This window comes from Cobetia sp. Ld8 (genome assembly GCF_045066615.1).
GTDB classification, from domain to species: Bacteria; Pseudomonadota; Gammaproteobacteria; order Pseudomonadales; family Halomonadaceae; genus Cobetia; species Cobetia amphilecti.
Window position 1 is genome coordinate 455,385 of the sequence record NZ_JBISHF010000006.1, and the last position, 14,288, is coordinate 469,672.

The following is a 14,288-nucleotide window of genomic DNA, read 5'->3' on the forward strand; positions in this document are numbered from 1 at the left end:
GATGCGTGTCTCGAAAGAGGCTTACATCAGTGAGGAGGCTTCCGGACGCTCGATCTCGGTCAGTTCGATCTCGCCGGTCAGCAGATCACGCTCGAAGGTTTCCTTGTCGATGTTGAAGCCAAGGAATTCCTGGGCGAGATACATGTCCTTCTCGGCGTTGCCCAGGCAGCTGGTGCCACCCGGTGACGGCGTCATGTTGAAGACGATGCCGGTGCCCGGGTTGATCTTGGCTTCGCCCATCACGAGCTTCTGCTTGCTCTTGTCGATCAACTGCGGACGAACGCCGCCGAAGCCCTTGGCGAAGCTGACGTCCTTGACGTCCAGGCTCGGCACGATCTTCTTGATGTCGCCGTGGAACAGACGCTCACGCAGCACCGGCACCTCGAACATGAAGTTCTTGAAGATGTAGTTGCGGATGTCGCGCACCTTCATCAGGTCCCACAGGGCCTTGACGACGTTGCGGTCCATGCGCAGCACCTTGAGGAACTCCCAGAAGGTCTTGCCGTTGTAGCGCTCCAGCAGCGGCAGCATCAGGGCGGTCGGGCCGAAGCGGGTCTTGCCTTCCACCAGCACGTCCGGGTCGCCGTGGACGGCGGCGAACGGCAGGTTCTCGTTCTGGATGGTGTAGACCTTGCCGTTGAGCACCTTCGGGGTGAAGTAGAAGGAGCCGGCCATCGGCAGGCAGGACTTGTCCAGGCCGTAACCCATCTTGTGGGCGAACAGCAGGGAGTGACCGCCGGCGCTGACCACGACATAGCGTGCGCTGAGCTCGCCCTTGTCGGTCTTGACCTTGTAGACGTCACCTTCCTTGCGGATGTCTTCCACGGCGGTCGAGAGGCGAACGTCGAAGTTCATGCCTTTCTCGGCTGCTGCCTTCTCGCCTTCGCTGACGAAGGCTTCCGACAGGGTGGTGTAGTTGACGGCGGTATATTCGTCGGTGGAACCCAACGCGACGATTTCCTCGTCAGGACGACGACCTTCCACCACCTTCGGCTCCAGCTCGGCGATGTCATCACGCTCGAGCAGCTTCAGGTTGGGGAACAGCTGCTTGAAGGTGTCGAAACGCTTGCGCAGGAACTGGCATTCCTTGGCACCGACCGCCAGCACCATCTTCGGATACTTGTAGACGATGTGATCGCGCTCACTCTCGCTGAGCTTGGTGGCGAAGTTGACCACCATGCCCGCGGTGCGCTTGGTCACACGCGCCTTCTCGACCGTGTAGTTGGTCTCGATGTCGCCGCAGTGAATGGTCTGGGAGTTGTTGCGACCGTGCGAGTTGACGATCGCGACGTGGTCGTACTTTTCCACCAGGCCGACCGACTTGAGGTCGGTGTAGCGGGCGAGTTCATAGAGAAGGGCGGTGCCGGACACGCCGCCACCCACAATCAGGACATCGTATGTCGTTGAGGACATGGCTGCTCACGCTCAAGGTTGGTGAGGGACATCCCCCGGACCCGACCGGGATTCCGGAGGCCGTCCTGCCGTGACGGGGCAAAAGTTGCCGCACCAGGCTCGACGGTTCGATGGACACACATTATAGACACATCTTGTGCGAAATGATTCAGCAAATAAGGTCGACTTTATGGTGAATGCTTGTAGCCACATGAAAACCTTATAGCTGAGGTTGCTCGACCTTATGGATCGATAAAGTCCATGCAAATCAGCCTGTTATCAGTCGCGCAGCGAAATGATGCGCCAATCGCGCGCGTCAGCGGCGGCGCGCAGTTGCTCATCCGGGTCCACTGCGATGGCAGTATCGACACGCTCCAGCAGCGGCAGGTCATTGATGGAGTCGCTGTAGAAGGTGCTGCCATCCAGGGTGTGGTCACGTTCGGCCAGCCAGCTCTCGAGGCGGGTCACCTTGCCGGCCTGGAAGCTGGGGACGCCGCTGACGCGACCGGTGTAGCGGCCGTTGACGATCTCAGGCTCGATGGCGATCAGCTCATCGACGCCCAGGCGGTCCGCGATGGGGGCGGTGATGAAGCGATTGGTGGCGGTGATGATCAGCAGGGTGTCGCCGCGTGCCCGGTGACGTGCCAGCAGTTCTTCCGCCCGCGGCAGGATGATGGGCTCGATCTTGGCGGCCATGAACTGCTGGTGCCAGGCCGCCAGTTGCTCCGGACTGTTCTCGGACAACGGCTTGAGTGAGAAGGCCAGGTATTCGTGAATGTCCAGCTCGCCACTCTGGTAGAGCTGGTAGTAGCGCTCGTTGGCTTCACGATAGACGTTGGCGTCGACAGCGCCCTGTTCGACCAGAAATTCGCCCCAGGCGTGATCACTGTCCCCGGCGATCAGGGTATTGTCGAGATCAAAGATGGCCAGACTCACGGAAAACTCCTTGCTCTGCCCAGCCACACTCGGCTGGGCGACAGACACGGACAACAGAGCACGATAGGGTGCCGGCCCAGTGTTTGCGCGGGTGTACGGTGGCCGACGAGCAGTCTCGCACGGCCGTGTTGCACTGCAATAGCGTGAAGGCAGCGATTATTGCAGAGGTGCTCGGGCTTTCACACCGCCAAACCGCGTATTGAAGCGCTTTCAGCCTTTGTGGAAGAATGGTTTCAATTAACGAATCAAAGGTGACATCCGTGATCGACGCTGACGGCTTTCGCCCCAACGTTGGCATCATCATTGCCAACTGTGAGGGCCAGCTGCTCTGGGCGCGCCGGGTAGGACAGAATGCGTGGCAGTTTCCGCAAGGGGGCATCAAGCCAAACGAGACACCGCAACAGGCGCTGTTTCGTGAACTCGAAGAAGAGATCGGCCTGAAAGCTGAGGACGTCGAGATACTGGCCTGCACCCGTGGATGGCTGCGCTACCGGTTACCCAGACGCATGGTAAGAACGCACTCTCGACCGATCTGCATCGGTCAGAAGCAGAAGTGGTTCCTGTTGCAGATTCGCTGTCAGGACAACCGCGTAAGTGTGGATACCACGCCCAATCCTGAATTCGATGGCTGGCGTTGGGTAAGCTACTGGTATCCGCTGGGGCAGGTCGTGGCCTTCAAGCGTGAGGTCTATCGGCGCGCCCTGCGTGAGTTGGCGCCGCGTCTGCAGCGTCTGGTGGACACCGAGCGGCTCAAAGCGCTCGCCGAGGGGCCATCGCTGCATGAGGCGCGGGGCGCCTGTGGAACGCCTGGCGCCAGTGGCTCACCGGTCGCTACTGCCAACGCGGCGGCCAAGGGACTCGATGGCACAGGTGCCGCTGATTCCGGAGCCGGTGACGCCAGCTCCGAGGGTCACGGGCGTCATTCGTCCGGCTGATGGCGTTGATGGGCGCGGGTGGCTGAGCGTGGGTCACGCCGCCTGGGCTGAGCAATCACCTTCTCGACGTCTTCGATGCGCGAGATACACCATGCTTGAGGTACTCCATGCTTGAGGTGCTACGTCGTATCGTTCAGGAGGTCAATGGCGCACGTTCTCTGGACGCGGCACTGGCGACCATGGTGTTGCGCATACGCAAGGCCATGAAGACGGACGTCTGCTCCGTCTATCTGCTGGCACCGGAAAGCGATCGCTTCGTGCTCAAGGACACCATCGGTCTGCGCTCGTCGTCGGTGGGGCAGGTCAGTCTGGCACGTGGCGAGGGCCTGGTCGGGATGGTGGCGCTCAGAGAAGAGCCGCTCAACCTCGAGGATGCGCCCGCACACCCCCAATTCCGTTATTTCGAGGAGACCGGAGAGGAACGTTTCTCCAGCTTCCTCGGTGTCCCCATCATTCATCAGCGTCGCGTGCTCGGGGTGCTGGTCATCCAGCAGCACGAGAAGCGCCGTTTCGATGAAGGTGAGGAAGCCTTCCTTGTCACCCTTGGCGCGCAGCTGGCGGGAGTGCTGGCTCACGCCCTGGCCACCGGGGCGCTGGGCAAGCTGGCCGGTACCAGCGGCCAGGCGACCTTCTCCGGCGTGGCCGGCTCGCCCGGTATCGCCATCGGCAAGGCCTTCGTGCTGTCTCCGCCTGCCGACCTGGACGCCGTCCCTGATCTGATCCCCACCGATATCGAATTCGAGATCGCACGCCTCAAGGAGGCGATCAACGCCGTGCGCGAAGAGATCCGCGTCGCGGCGGAGCGTCTCGCCAGTCGTATCTCCACCCAGGAACATGCGCTGTTCGAGGTCTATCAGCAGATGCTGGGCGACGCGGCGCTGGGCCAGGAAGTTGAGAAGCGCATCCGTGAAGGACAGTGGGCGCCGGCGGCGCTGGCCGATATCGTGCGCCGCCATGTGCAGTATCTCGAGCGTGTCGATGACGACTATCTGCGCGAAAGAGCCGCCGACATACGGGATCTTGGGCGCCGCGTGTTGTCACACCTGCAGGAAGAGGGTGACAGCGGTCCGATCGAATACCCGGAAAATACCATCCTCATCGGTCACGAGATCAGCCCCGCCACGCTGGGGGAAGTCCCGCGTGAACGCCTCAAGGGGCTGGTCGCGGTCAGTGGCTCGAGTACCTCGCATGTCGCCATCCTGGCGCGTGCGATGGGGATTCCCACCGTGCTGGGCATGGTGGATCTTCCGTTGTCGCGGCTGGGCGGTGCACCGGTCATTCTCGATGGTCACCGTGGTCGACTGGTAGTGCGTCCCGAGTTTGAGCTCGGCGCCTACTATTCACGGTTGATCGAGGAGGAGCAGGCGTTGAGTGCGCTGCTGGAACAGGAGCAGGATCTGCCAAGCGTGACCCCGGATGGTCATGTTCTGCCGCTGATGGTGAATACCGGCCTGGCACTGGATTCCGTCGCGTCGCTCAAGTCGCGGGTCGGCGGGGTCGGGCTCTACCGCACCGAAGTGCCGTTCATGATGAGTGACCGCTTCCCCAGCGAGCAGGAGCAGGCGCGTCTGTATCGCGAGCAGCTGCTGGGCTTTGCGCCGCTGCCGGTCACCATGCGCACGCTGGATATCGGCGGTGACAAGGACCTGCCCTATTTCCCGATCAACGAGGCCAATCCTTTCCTGGGCTGGCGGGGCATCCGGGTGACGCTCGATCACCCCGAGGTGCTGATGGTGCAGCTGCGGGCCATGCTGCGTGCCGCGGAAGGGCTGGACAACCTGCGCATCATGCTGCCGATGATCTCGGGAATCGAGGAAGTCGATGCGGCGCTGGCGCTGGTCAATCGGGCGCTGGTCGAACTGGCCGAAGAGGGCATCAACGTCTCGCGGCCGAGTGTCGGCGTGATGATCGAGGTGCCCGCGGCGCTCTACCAATTGGAAGCGCTCGCCACCCGGGTCGACTTCTTCTCCGTAGGCTCCAATGATCTCACCCAGTATCTGCTGGCGGTGGACCGCAACAACCCGCGCGTGGCGAGTCTCTACGATGCCTGCCATCCGGCGGTGTTGCGCGCCCTGGCGCGTCTGGCGGAAGAGTCGCGTGCGCTCAAGATGCCGGTGAGCGTCTGCGGTGAGCTGGCGGGCGACCCCGCCGGGGCCTTGCTGCTGCTGGGCATGGGCTTTGACAGCCTGTCGATGAATGCCCCGAGTCTGCCACGCGTGCGTGCGGCCATTCGGCGGGTGTCACTGAGTGCGGCGCAGGGGCTGGTGGACGAGGTGCTGTGTCAGCCCACCGCCGATGAGGTTCATGACCTGTTGCTCCACCGCCTGCAGGCCTGGGATCTGGCCCATCTGCTGCCGCCGCGCGACAACGCGCCTGTGGCACAGAAGGCTGGTGAGACGACTAGCTGAGTCGCCAGCTGCCGATATCTCCTTCCTCGTCGCTCCCCGAGGCGAGCGAGCGGGTCATGGCCCTGCGGCTGGCGATGGTATGGCCCTCGGGGCTAAAACGGCGCTCCAGCAGGGTCAGGGTCTGCACCACACCAGACGGATCAGCCGTATCCCTTGTCGGGTGGCGTTGCCAGCGCACCAGGGTCGAGGCCCGCGTGCCATATTCGGCGCTGACGATGAATGGGCTGGACAGCAGGGCTTCGCGTTCGGGCGAGAGTCCGGTGGCCGGTAGCTGAGTCGGTGCGGGCCGCCAGTCATCCTTGAGCAGGTCGAGCAGCGCGTCGTCGCTCAATGGCCGTGGGGTTGTCTGACCAGCACGGACTGACGGGGCGAGGAGGGCTGCCAGGCGGCCGCTCAGGCGTCGTTGCTTGGGCCAGTCACTCTCGGGATGGCCATTGCTCAGGCTATGGATGCCCGCGCCGAGGCGGCTCACCTCGGCCCCTTGCGGGCCATGATGCAGGCGCCACAGCGCCTTGCCATCGCAGACCAGCAGGTTGCACCAGTCCACGGCCTCAAGCGTCAGCGCAGACAGCTTCTGTGCGTCCGCTCCCTCCAGTGCCGCGGGCACGCTCTCTCCCGCGACCAGTGCGCGCAACCAGTCTTCAAGGCGCCAGCGCGAGCATCGACCCAGCGCCTGACGCGCCGCGGCCGCGACCAGCTGGCCACGGCTGATGCTGGCCGTCTGGGCAGGGTGGTCCAGCTGGCGCACATTGGTCAGCGTGGCGAGGCTGCCGGCGGGGTGCACGACCAGCCAGCCGCCGCCGGCCACCAGGTCGCGTCCGCCGCACAGGACACCATCCGGCCACACGCAGAGCCCGGCGGTGGCGCGTGCGTGAAACTCATCCCGGTTGCCGATCAGTAGCAGGCATTCGCCCTGCGGCGAGTCCGGTTGCCAGTCAAATGCCATCAGGCACATGTCGCCACTCCATCAGGGGGTCGGGAGAAAATAGCGCCTCTGTCACGCTGGCACTGCATGACGCCTGACGGCGGCTTGCGTATGCTGCTGCTTTGTCTCGACAGCTTGCGCTGGTCAGCGGTCGGGCTTGCCGACGCCTCACCTACAGGATGCTTTCAGATCATGTTCTCGCGCCGTGCTTCCTCTGTCGAGCCACCGCCCGCGGCGGCGGTGGCTTCGAATGCCCAGAATTCCGCCAGTGGCCTGGAGAAGGTCTGGGCGCGCATGATTCGGCTGACGGCTGGCCCGCTGCTGCTGGCGGAGCTGGCGGTGGCGTTGAGCTTTCTGGTCGGGGCCGCCGTGGTCTGGGACAGCACGCAGCATGCCGCCGTCGATACCGCGCTGGGGGAACTCAGGCAGGAGCATGCGCTGGCCACGGCGCTGGTCAGCGAGCGTCTGGAAACCCAACAGCGTCGCCTGCAGATTCTGGCGCGCTATGCCCGGCGCCATCTCGACTTCGGCGCCAACGGGGACAGCGCCTATGACGAGGGCCTGGACCAGTTCTCGCTCACCGAGCAGGGCCAGCTGTTCAGGCCGGTATCGCGTGGGGGAGCCGCACTCTACGGCGAATTCGCAGGGCCGTTGAGCGATGAGGATCGTGACGCCGGGCGGCGACTGATGCATATGCAGTGGCTGCTGTCGGACCTCTACTCGTCGGACCCCCTGATCTCACGCCTGTTCGTGAGCCTCGATAACAGCATGGTCATGCTCTATCCCTGGTTCAACGTGCTGGACGCCTTCGCGCCGGGCAGCGATTTCATGCCCTATACCGGGGTGTTGCCGGACACCGTGCGTCAGCTTGCCGAGAACACCGACAATGGTGCGGCGCGCGTGGTCTGGCTACCGCCGCATCCGGGGCCTGCCGGTCTGCCGCAGATCACGGCGCTGGCGGAGGTCTCTCTCAGCAATGGCCAGAAGGCGCGTGTCGGGCTGGATCTCGCGCTGCCGCAGATGGAGGCGCGCCTGCTGCTGCCGGGGCATGCCCCCTCGGATGCCTTCTGGCTGGTCGATGACCACCTGAACGTCTGGGCGGCCAGCAGCAATGTCGGCGACGGCCATTCCCAGGAGCTGCCCGCGGATATCGCCCGCGCGATGGATACCAGCCTGCGCGGTGCCACGCTGGATGACCCGCACGGGACACAGGTGGTGGTGTGGGACAGCTTGCCGGTCACTGGTTGGCGCCTGGTGTCCAGCACGCGACTCGAGGTGCCCGGTCAGGTGCCGCTGCTGACCCTGTTGCTGGGCAGTGGTGGCGCGCTGCTGCTGGTGTTTGCCGTCGTCATGCTCATCTTGCAATGGCGGCTCAGGCGCATGGACCAGCGCCTGGGGCAGCCCTTGGAGTGGTTGGCGCGCCAGAGTGAGCGTATCGAGAACGGTGAGGTGATGGAGGAGTACCCGCCGGTGGGGCGGCAGGCCTATCCGGCGGATGACATCCTGCGGCGTCACCGTGGGGCCGTGGCCTTGCTGCGTCGTGGTCGCGGCCATGAGCTGGATGCCTTGCCGCTGCCGGCCTTCGTGATGCGTCATGGGCTGTTGGCGATGGCCAACCCGGCCTTCGAGAAGCTGTTCGGGCTGGTATTGCATGAGGCACTGGGCCGGTCGGTGGGCAGCTTGCTGATGCTGGAGCCCAACCCCAGCGTGCCCAGCAGTCGTGAACTCCGGGTACATGACGCCGAGGGGCGCATGCGGCGCATGCGCCTGGAGCTGTGTCGCTTCAACAATGACCCGGCGCAGGTGCTCGGCGTGATGATCGATGAGTCGGAGCACGATCAGGCCAGCCAGCAGTTGCTGGTCGCGCGTGACCGTGCCCGCGAAGAGGCGCGTCTGAAGAGTGATTATCTGGACATGCTGCACGCTGAGCTGACGCCGCCGCTGCAAGGCCTGGTGCGCAAGCTTGGTCAGCTCAGGCGCGAGCGTCATATCGAGGATGCCGAGCTCAGCCTGCTGCAGGGCCGCCTCGACAGCGTGGCGCAACTGCTGGATGCCCTGACCGAGCGCGAGGAAGTGGTACGGACGCCGCTGGAAGAGAATGACTTCTCGCCAACCGAGACGCTGGGGGCGCTGCTCGAGGACATGCAGCAGCGCCATCATGATGTCGGTTGCCCCTTCGAGTGGCAGCTGGGGCCGATGCCGGAGGCATTGCGCGGTGATGTGCGCCGCCTCGCGCAGCTGTTCGAGCATCTGGCGGAAGGCTGCATGCGCCACGAAAGCGTCAGTCATCAATCTCTGCTGCTTGAGCTGCAGCAAGCCTGTGAGCTGCCGGCCTGTCGCGATGCAGCGTTCTCTGCAGAGGGCTCAGAGGACGAGGGCGCTGGCTGTTGCTGTCTGCGACTCGAGCTGCGTGGACATGTCGGCCTCGATATCGGTCATCAATCGCCCTCGAGTCTTGTCATGGCGCGACGCTTGATCGACGAGCTGGGTGGCAGCTATCGCCAGATCAACGTGGACGATGAGCAGGCGCTGGAAATCCTGCTGCCGATGACATGGCCGGGCAAGCCGGCCGAAACCCGCATTCTGGTGGTGGATGATGGGCCGGTGAATGCGATGCTGGCGCGTACGGTGCTCGGGCGTCAGGGGTTGTTGGTCGATACCGCCAGCAGCGGCGAAGAGGCGCTGGCCGCACGTGGGCAGCATTTCTACGCGCTGGTGTTCATGGATATCTTCATGCCCGGCATGGATGGCGTCAGTGTCAGCCAGCGCTGGCGCGAGCAGGAAGCCGCCGCCGGCAGTGAGCGGCGCAGTGTCATCATCGCGCTGACCGCCAATGCCAGTGAGGCCGATCGCGAGCGCTTCTTCGCCGCCGGGCTGGATGATTATCTGGGCAAGCCCTACCGGCCTCAGGCGCTGATCGACAAGGTCAGCATGTGGCTGCCTGACGTGACGCTGACACCACGCGCGTCCGGCAGCGGCGAAGGTCCAGTATCAACAGACGGCTGACGGTCATGGCGCTGAGAGGCCCGGGCCACTCTCGGCAGACAGTCACCGCAATGCAGCATGAAAGGAGTCGGGTATGTGGTGGTGGTATCCCTTGTTGGGCGCAGTCGCCGGCATGATTGCGGGGTTGTTCGGGATCGGCGGAGGGCTTGTCATCGTGCCGGTGCTGGCCGCGGCCTTCGTGCTGCAAGGCGTCGCGCCGGAGGTGTTGATGCACCTGGCGATCGGCACCTCGCTGGCCACCATCGTGGTGACCTCGCTGTCGTCGGCGCGGGCGCATCATGAGCGCGGTGCGGTGCGCCTCGATTGGCTCAAACGCCTGTTGCCGGGGCTGGTGGTCGGCACCGGGCTGGGCGTGGTGCTGGCCAGTGAACTGAGCGGTGAGACGCTCAAGCTGGCGTTCGGCGTCTTCGTGCTGCTGGTGGCGGCCAAGCTCGGGCTGGACCTCAAGGTGGGCCAGATGGCCCAGGCGCCCGGGCGGGTCGGCCAGTTCGTGGGCGGCAGTACCGTCGGCGTGATTTCCTCGCTGTTCGGCATCGGTGGCGGCACGGTGATGGTGCCGATGCTTTCCAGCTGGCAGGCGCGCATGACCGAAGCCGTGGGGACCGCCGCCGCGGCAGGCTTTCCCATCGCGCTGACCGCCGCACTGACCAACATCGTGGTTGGCTGGCATGCCCCCAATCTGCCGGAGCACGCCATCGGCTATGTCCATTGGGTGGCGTGGCTGGGCATCGTGCTGGCGTCCGTGCCGTTTGCGCGCCTCGGGGCGCGGCTGGCGCATGCCTTGCCGGCCCTGCTGCTCAAGCGCCTGTTCGCGCTGATTCTGGTCGTCGTCGGACTGCGGTTTCTGCTGGCGTGAGCGGGAATACGCTGCCTCAGGCAGGTCGTGTTCATGCTTTGACTGTTATGCTCTGCCCGCCTGAGAGGCGATGACTGCATCGCCCAGTACGTTGGTAGAGCCCGACTTCCTCATTCAAGGTTTTCACATGTTGCAATATCCTGAGATCGACCCCGTGGCGCTGGCGCTGGGGCCCTTCAAGATTCATTGGTACGGGTTGATGTACGTGATCGGTTTCGCGGCGGCCTGGGGGCTGGCGCGAGCACGTCGCGCACGTGTCGGCCTGAGTCAGGACGCGGTGGGCGACCTGATCTTCTTCGGCGCCCTGGGTGTGGTGCTGGGTGGCCGTCTGGGGTATGCGCTCTTCTATGGCTTCGACAAGCTGCTGGCGGACCCGGTGTGGGTCTTCAAGGTCTGGGATGGCGGCATGAGCTTCCATGGCGGCCTGCTGGGCGTGTTGATCGCGATGCTGATGTTCGCGCGTCGCCATCAGCTGACCTTCTTCCAGCTGACTGATTTCATCGCGCCGATGGTGCCGATCGGCCTCGGCGCAGGGCGGCTAGGCAATTTCATCAATCAGGAGCTGCCGGGGCGCATCACCGATGTCTCCTGGGGCATGGTCTACCCGCTCTACGGGCCGGAGCCGCGTCATCCCTCGCAGCTCTATCAGTTTGCACTGGAGGGCGTCGCGCTGTTCACCATCCTGTGGTTCGTCTCGCGTGAACCGCGCCAGAAAGGCTTGATCTCCGGCCTGTTCCTGCTCTGCTACGGCTGCTTCCGGTTCATCACCGAATTCTTCCGTCAGCCGGACTCACAGCTCGGCTTCATCGCCTTCGACTGGCTGACCATGGGCCAGCTGCTGTCGCTGCCGATGGTGCTGTTCGGGCTGCTGTTGATGGCCTGGTCGCGCGGTCAGGAAGTGGCGCAGCCGCCGGTGCATCGCGCCTCCTGAGGGGCAATGCAGGCGTGAATACAGGGGGCATTCGGTGTAAACTGGCCTCCTGCCAGATACGCAAGAACGCGGCCATCGGGCCGCGTTCTTGCGTATCTGGCAGCGTCAAATATCGTCAAGTGAACGATTCGAATTCATGAAGAGGCTGGCGCAGGGCGATCCACGGCACCGCTCGCCGCGCCAGCCTCTGACACGCCGTACGGACTCGCCACCATGCAACCCTATCTAGATCTGATGCGCCATGTGCTGGAAAACGGCACACAAAAGGGCGATCGCACCGGCACCGGCACCCTGAGTGTCTTCGGCCACCAGATGCGCTTTGATCTGGCCGAAGGCTTTCCGCTGGTCACGACCAAGAAGCTGCACCTGCGCTCGATCATCCACGAGCTGCTGTGGTTCCTGAAGGGCGATACCAACATCGCCTACCTGAAGGAAAACGGCGTGCGTATCTGGGACGAGTGGGCCGATGAGAATGGCGACCTCGGCCCGGTATACGGTTACCAGTGGCGCAGCTGGCCGAACCCGCAAGGCGGTTCCGTCGACCAGATCAGCCAGCTGATCGAGCAGATCAAGACCAACCCGGATTCGCGCCGTCTGATGGTCTCGGCCTGGAACCCGGCGCTGGTGGACGAGATGGCGCTGCCGCCTTGTCATGCGCTGTTCCAGTTCTACGTCGCCGATGGTCGCCTGTCGTGCCAGCTCTATCAGCGCAGCGCGGATATCTTCCTCGGCGTGCCTTTCAACATCGCAAGCTATGCGCTGCTGACCCAGATGGTCGCGCAGGTGTGTGGCCTCAAGCCGGGCGAGTTCATCCATACCCTCGGCGATGCCCACCTTTACAGCAATCATCTCGAGCAGGCGCGTGAGCAGTTGACGCGTGAGCCGCTGGCGCTGCCGCAGCTGGTGTTGAATCCGGAAGTCACGGATCTGTTCGACTTCACCTTCGATGACATTGCCATCGAAGGCTATGAATCCCATCCGCATATCAAGGCGCAGGTGGCTGTATGAGTGATAATGAATTCTCTCCGCTGACGGCGGCGGCTGACACCGTCGTGCCCGTCGCGATGATTGCCGCCATGTCGATCAACCGCGTGATCGGCGTCGACAACCAGTTGCCGTGGTACCTGCCGGAAGACCTGAAGTTCTTCAAGCATGTCACCCAGGGCAAGCCGGTGATCATGGGGCGCAAGACCTTCGCCTCCATCGGCAGGCCGCTGCCCAACCGCCTCAACATCGTGGTCACGCGTGACAGCGAGTTCAGTCACGATGGCGTGCGGGTCTGCAGTGACCTGGCCGCCGCGCTGAGCATGGCGGACCACCACGCGATGATCGAAGGCGTGGATGAGATCATGGTGATCGGTGGCGGTCAGATCTACGCCCAGGCGCTGCCGGTGGCGACGCGCCTCTATCTCACCGAGGTTGCGGTCGAGATCGAGGGCGATGCCCATTTCCCGGCGCTGGATGCGAGCTGGCAGGAAGCGCAGCGCGTCCCGGGGGAGAGTGGTGAGGGTCTGCCGGCCTATGACTTCGTGCGCTTCGAGCGCCGCGACGTCTGAGCCACTGGCTGGCCGGCGTGACCTTTACAGTCAGCAGGTACTGACACAGACTGGTGCCAAACGGAACTGCCCATAGCGTGCAAGGGAGGCTCAGGCCTTGACGATGGATCGCCTCGAAGCGCTGTATTCTGCGCTTGAACATGAAGCCGACACACAGCGACAGCAGCGTGACACAGAGCGCCAGGCCCGTGCGGCCCTGGAGTCGGAAAATGCCCGCCTGCGCGATGCGCTGGCCCAGCTGGAGCAGCAGGCAACGTCTGCAGCCACGGCAGATGCCGATGCGCATCAGCGTGCCCTGGCAGAAGCCGAGCGTGCACTGGCCGCGGAGCGTCATGAGCGTGAGCAGCTCGCTGAGCAACTCGCGGCGGCGCGCCAGACACTGCAGGAGCAGCAGGCGCAGTTAAGCGCGGTGAATGAGGCGTTGCTGGCGCGAGATGCGCAATTGCGTGAACTGGTTGAGCAGGCTTCTGCGCCGCAATTCTCCACGAATGCGGAGGCGGGTCTGACAGCGCAGCAGGAGGCGCAGGCAGAACGCCTGGCCTCAGAGCGCCTGAACGTGAGTCAGCCGGCAGCTGCCGCGCAGACAACGACGGCTGCTGATTCGTCCGAGGCTCAGGCGTCGCAAGCCCAGACGCCGCAAGCTCAGGTACCGCAGGAGCAGGAAGCGCAGCAGCAGAACGAGGTCGAGCAGGGCGAGGCCCCGCAAGCACCGCAGGCGCAGCAGGCTTCTCAGCCTGAGGCGGCGCCTTCTCCCCATGCGCTGCTCAAGCAGTGGTACAAGCGCTATCCGGATACCTTCTTCAAGGGCCATACCCGGCCGCTGAAGATCGGCATCCATATCGAGCTGCTGGAAAACGAGCCCTGGGATGACAAGCTGGTGCGGCGCGCGCTGGCGGGTTATGTCCATCTGCCGCGGTATCTGAAGGCGGTACGGGCGGGCACGCAGCGCGTGGACCTCTCGGGTCAGTCGGTGGGTGCCGTGACGGAAGATGAGGCACGTCATGCCCGTCAGCAGCTCGATGAGCTGACGCGCCAGCAGAAGGCGCGTGAAGAGCAGGCGACCGATCAGCGCATCAGCCACAAGCTCAGCGAGCTGATGACCAAGCACCGTCCCTGAGAGTGTGCTGGCAGGTGGTGTGACAGCTGAGGAAGACGCTCGGTCGACAATGATCGGTGCTAACAGACAAGGCCCCTGTGCGGATTCCCGCACAGGGGCCTTGTCGTTGATGGGCGGAAATCCGCACAACTCCTCACAGATCGCCAGCGGCCCGCGGAATTCGGCTCACTTGTGTGCGAACTGTGCGTCTTCAACTCATTGAATTGTCTGGATTTTCTCGTCTATC

The 14,288-nt window shown here is 63.9% G+C and carries 10 protein-coding genes and 1 pseudogene; 8 read left to right on the plus strand and 3 right to left on the minus strand.

Annotated features, from left to right (window positions below; all coding sequences use genetic code 11):
* Positions 1-21 precede the first annotated feature (21 nt).
* Together ACJJV2_RS03650 and ACJJV2_RS03655 are read right to left on the minus strand one after the other, a co-directional pair.
* Positions 22-1,413, minus strand: coding sequence for an FAD-dependent oxidoreductase (locus ACJJV2_RS03650; RefSeq protein ID WP_043331433.1), 1,392 nt, complete (start codon positions 1,411-1,413; stop codon positions 22-24).
* 258 nt (positions 1,414-1,671) lie between these two features.
* Positions 1,672-2,328 carry an HAD family phosphatase gene (locus tag ACJJV2_RS03655; protein ID WP_107336179.1) on the minus strand — a complete coding sequence of 219 codons (657 nt, stop codon included), beginning with the start codon at positions 2,326-2,328 and terminating at the stop codon, positions 1,672-1,674.
* 260 nt (positions 2,329-2,588) lie between these two features.
* Between ACJJV2_RS03655 and ACJJV2_RS03660 the strand changes: the two are divergent.
* Positions 2,589-3,053, plus strand: a pseudogene (locus ACJJV2_RS03660) (RNA pyrophosphohydrolase); the annotation flags it as partial.
* A 317-nt stretch (positions 3,054-3,370) separates the two neighbouring features.
* Entirely contained in the window at positions 3,371-5,671 is a 2,301-nt protein-coding gene (ptsP, locus tag ACJJV2_RS03665) for a phosphoenolpyruvate--protein phosphotransferase (protein WP_405278357.1), read from the plus strand.
* Here ptsP and ACJJV2_RS03670 read toward each other — a convergent pair.
* Positions 5,664-6,626 carry an NRDE family protein gene (locus ACJJV2_RS03670; RefSeq protein ID WP_405278359.1) on the minus strand — a complete coding sequence of 321 codons (963 nt, stop codon included), beginning with the start codon at positions 6,624-6,626 and terminating at the stop codon, positions 5,664-5,666. The genes ptsP and ACJJV2_RS03670 overlap by 8 nt on opposite strands.
* Positions 6,627-6,788: 162 nt before the next feature.
* On the opposite strand from ACJJV2_RS03670, the gene ACJJV2_RS03675 reads away from it, so the two are divergent.
* The 6 genes from ACJJV2_RS03675 to ACJJV2_RS03700 all read left to right on the plus strand — a co-directional run bounded on the left by ACJJV2_RS03675 (position 6,789) and on the right by ACJJV2_RS03700 (position 14,062).
* Complete coding sequence (locus ACJJV2_RS03675) at positions 6,789-9,602, plus strand: response regulator (protein ID WP_405278361.1); 2,814 nt, start codon at positions 6,789-6,791, stop codon at positions 9,600-9,602.
* Between the two features lie 73 nt (positions 9,603-9,675).
* Positions 9,676-10,458 carry a sulfite exporter TauE/SafE family protein gene (locus ACJJV2_RS03680; RefSeq protein WP_107336182.1) on the plus strand — a complete coding sequence of 261 codons (783 nt, stop codon included), beginning with the start codon at positions 9,676-9,678 and terminating at the stop codon, positions 10,456-10,458.
* Positions 10,459-10,585: 127 nt separating this feature from the next.
* A complete protein-coding gene (gene lgt / locus ACJJV2_RS03685; protein ID WP_405278364.1) occupies positions 10,586-11,389 on the plus strand; it encodes a prolipoprotein diacylglyceryl transferase in 804 nt (267 codons plus the stop codon).
* A gap of 213 nt (positions 11,390-11,602) precedes the next feature.
* A complete protein-coding gene (locus ACJJV2_RS03690; RefSeq protein WP_043331428.1) occupies positions 11,603-12,397 on the plus strand; it encodes a thymidylate synthase in 795 nt (264 codons plus the stop codon).
* On the plus strand, positions 12,394-12,945 hold the full coding sequence (locus ACJJV2_RS03695) for a dihydrofolate reductase (RefSeq protein ID WP_405278366.1): 552 nt from the start codon (positions 12,394-12,396) through the stop codon (positions 12,943-12,945). The genes ACJJV2_RS03690 and ACJJV2_RS03695 overlap by 4 nt, the downstream gene beginning before the upstream one ends.
* A 103-nt stretch (positions 12,946-13,048) precedes the next feature.
* Positions 13,049-14,062 carry a ProQ/FINO family protein gene (locus tag ACJJV2_RS03700; RefSeq protein ID WP_405278655.1) on the plus strand — a complete coding sequence of 338 codons (1,014 nt, stop codon included), beginning with the start codon at positions 13,049-13,051 and terminating at the stop codon, positions 14,060-14,062.
* Positions 14,063-14,288: the final 226 nt, after the last annotated feature.